Annotated in this window: 2 rRNA genes; both read left to right on the top strand. The window is 56.6% G+C overall.

From position 1 onward, the window contains the following. Window positions 1-1,467 (top strand): 16S ribosomal RNA (locus ABD255_RS43585); the annotation flags it as partial. 461 nt (window positions 1,468-1,928) lie between these two features. After that, window positions 1,929-3,154 (top strand): 23S ribosomal RNA (locus ABD255_RS43590); the annotation flags it as partial.

Genomic DNA, 3,154 nt, shown 5'->3' on the forward strand with positions numbered 1-3,154 from the left:
CACATGCAAGTCGAGCGGTAAGGCCCCTTCGGGGGTACACGAGCGGCGAACGGGTGAGTAACACGTGAGCAACCTACCCTCAACTTCGGGATAAGCCTCGGAAACGGGGTCTAATACCGGATATCACTTCTTACCTCATGGTTTGGAGTTGAAAGTTCTGGCGGTTGGGGATGGGCTCGCGGCCTATCAGCTTGTTGGTGGGGTAATGGCCTACCAAGGCGTCGACGGGTAGCCGGCCTGAGAGGGCGACCGGCCACACTGGGACTGAGACACGGCCCAGACTCCTACGGGAGGCAGCAGTGGGGAATATTGCGCAATGGACGAAAGTCTGACGCAGCAACGCCGCGTGAGGGATGACGGCCTTCGGGTTGTAAACCTCTTTCAGCAGGGACGAAGCGAGAGTGACGGTACCTGCAGAAGAAGGACCGGCCAACTACGTGCCAGCAGCCGCGGTAATACGTAGGGTCCGAGCGTTGTCCGGAATTATTGGGCGTAAAGGGCTCGTAGGCGGTCCGTCACGTCGGGAGTGAAAACTCGGAGCTCAACTCCGAGCCTGCTTCCGATACGGGCAGACTAGAGGTAGGCAGGGGAGAGCGGAACTCCTGGTGTAGCGGTGGAATGCGCAGATATCAGGAAGAACACCGGTGGCGAAGGCGGCTCTCTGGGCCTTACCTGACGCTGAGGAGCGAAAGCGTGGGTAGCGAACAGGATTAGATACCCTGGTAGTCCACGCCGTAAACGTTGGGCGCTAGGTGTGGGGGACATTCCACGTCCTCCGTGCCGCAGCTAACGCATTAAGCGCCCCGCCTGGGGAGTACGGCCGCAAGGCTAAAACTCAAAGGAATTGACGGGGGCCCGCACAAGCGGCGGAGCATGCGGATTAATTCGATGCAACGCGAAGAACCTTACCTGGGTTTGACATATAGGGAAATCTCGCAGAGATGCGGGGTCCGTAAGGGTCCTATACAGGTGGTGCATGGCTGTCGTCAGCTCGTGTCGTGAGATGTTGGGTTAAGTCCCGCAACGAGCGCAACCCTCGTCCTATGTTGCCAGCACGTTATGGTGGGGACTCATAGGAGACTGCCGGGGTCAACTCGGAGGAAGGTGGGGATGACGTCAAGTCATCATGCCCCTTATGTCCAGGGCTTCACGCATGCTACAATGGCCGGTACAAAGGGCTGCGAAACTGCAAAGTGGAGCGAATCCCAAAAAGCCGGTCTCAGTTCGGATTGGGGTCTGCAACTCGACCCCATGAAGTCGGAGTCGCTAGTAATCGCAGATCAGCAACGCTGCGGTGAATACGTTCCCGGGCCTTGTACACACCGCCCGTCACGTCATGAAAGTCGGCAACACCCGAAGCCGGTGGCCTAACCCTTGTGGAGGGAGCCGTCGAAGGTGGGGCTGGCGATTAGGACGAAGTCGTAACAAGGTAGCCGTACCGGAAGGTGCGGCTGGATCACCTCCTTTCTAAGGAGCATTGGCAGCCGCGGCCCGTAAGGGTGTGGTTGTCTACTCGTCGTTTCCAGGGCGAATGTTCCTGGGCGACGGTGCTTCGGAATGTGGAACATTGACCATTAGATGTGCAGCGGAATCGCTGAAGCTAGTACTACCCGTGAGGGTGTGGAACGTGGATGGGGTCGAGTGAATCGTCGAGGCGCGCTGTTGGGTCCTGAGGAATCGGGCCGGATCTCTTCGGAGAGATGGACTGGTTTTTCTGGGTCACTACTGCACCGGGATCTTTGCGGATCTGGGTGTAGCTGTGTGGCTGGGGCCGGCTCTCACCAAACTCCTGGTGGTGGTGTTCTGAAGGGTGTTTTGTTTCCCTGGAGGGATGTTGTCCGAGGGTAGTGGTGAGTCAGGGTCGGTGTTCCTGCCCGTATTTTGAGAACTGTATAGTGGACGCGAGCATCTTTGTAGTTTTTGTTGTGTGACAAGCTACTAAGGGCAATCGGTGGATGTCTAGGCACCAAGAGCCGATGAAGGACGTAGGAGCCTGCGATAAGCCCCGGGGAGTTGGCAACCAAGCTGTGATCCGGGGGTGTCCGAATGGGGAAACCCAGCTGGCACTCTAAAGCCAGTTACCAGTTCCTGAACACATAGGGTTCTGGAGGGAACGCGGGGAAGTGAAACATCTCAGTACCCGCAGGAAGAGAAAACAATAGTGATTCCGTGAGTAGTGGCGAGCGAAAGCGGATGAGGCTAAACCATGTGCGTGTGATAGCCGGCGTGCGTTGCGCATGTGGGGTTGTGGGAGCATTCAGACTCTAATGCCGTGGGGTCAGGGAGTTATAAATCGTTGTTGAAGCCGAATTTTCTGGAAAGTCTGGCCGTAGTGGGTAATAGCCCCGTAGGCGTAAGACAGCGACTTCCGAGTGTTTTCCCAAGTAGCACGGGACTCTTGAAATCCCGTGTGAATCTGGCGGGACCACCCGCTAAGCCTAAATACTTCTTGGTGACCGATAGCGGACTAGTACCGTGAGGGAAAGATGAAAAGTACCCCGGGAGGGGAGTGAAATAGTACCTGAAACCGATTGCCTACAATCCGTCGGAGCGATGCCTTCGGGTGTTGTGACGGCGTGCCTTTTGAAGAATGAGCCTGCGAGTTAGTGGTATGTGGCGAGGTTAACCCGTGTGGGGTAGCCGTAGCGAAAGCGAGTCTGAATAGGGCGCTTTAGTCGCATGCTCTAGACCCGAAGCGGAGTGATCTATCCATGGGCAGGTTGAAGCGCGGGTAAGACCGCGTGGAGGACCGAACCCACCAGGGTTGAAAACCTGGGGGATGACCTGTGGATAGGGGTGAAAGGCCAATCAAACTCCGTGATAGCTGGTTCTCCCCGAAATGCATATAGGTGCAGCGTCGCGTGTTTCTTACCGGAGGTAGAGCACTGGATGGTCTAGGGGGCTTACCGGCTTACCGAAATCAGCCAAACTCCGAATGCCGGTAAGTGAGAGCGCGGCAGTGAGACTGCGGGGGATAAGCTCCGTAGTCGAGAGGGAAACAGCCCAGATCACCAGCTAAGGTCCCTAAGCGATTGCTAAGTGGAAAAGGATGTGGAGTTGCCCAGACAACCAGGAGGTTGGCTTAGAAGCAGCCACCCTTGAAAGAGTGCGTAATAGCTCACTGGTCAAGTGATTCCGCGCCGACAATGTAGCG

Source organism: Kribbella sancticallisti (assembly GCF_039530625.1).
GTDB classification, from domain to species: domain Bacteria; phylum Actinomycetota; class Actinomycetes; order Propionibacteriales; family Kribbellaceae; genus Kribbella; species Kribbella sancticallisti.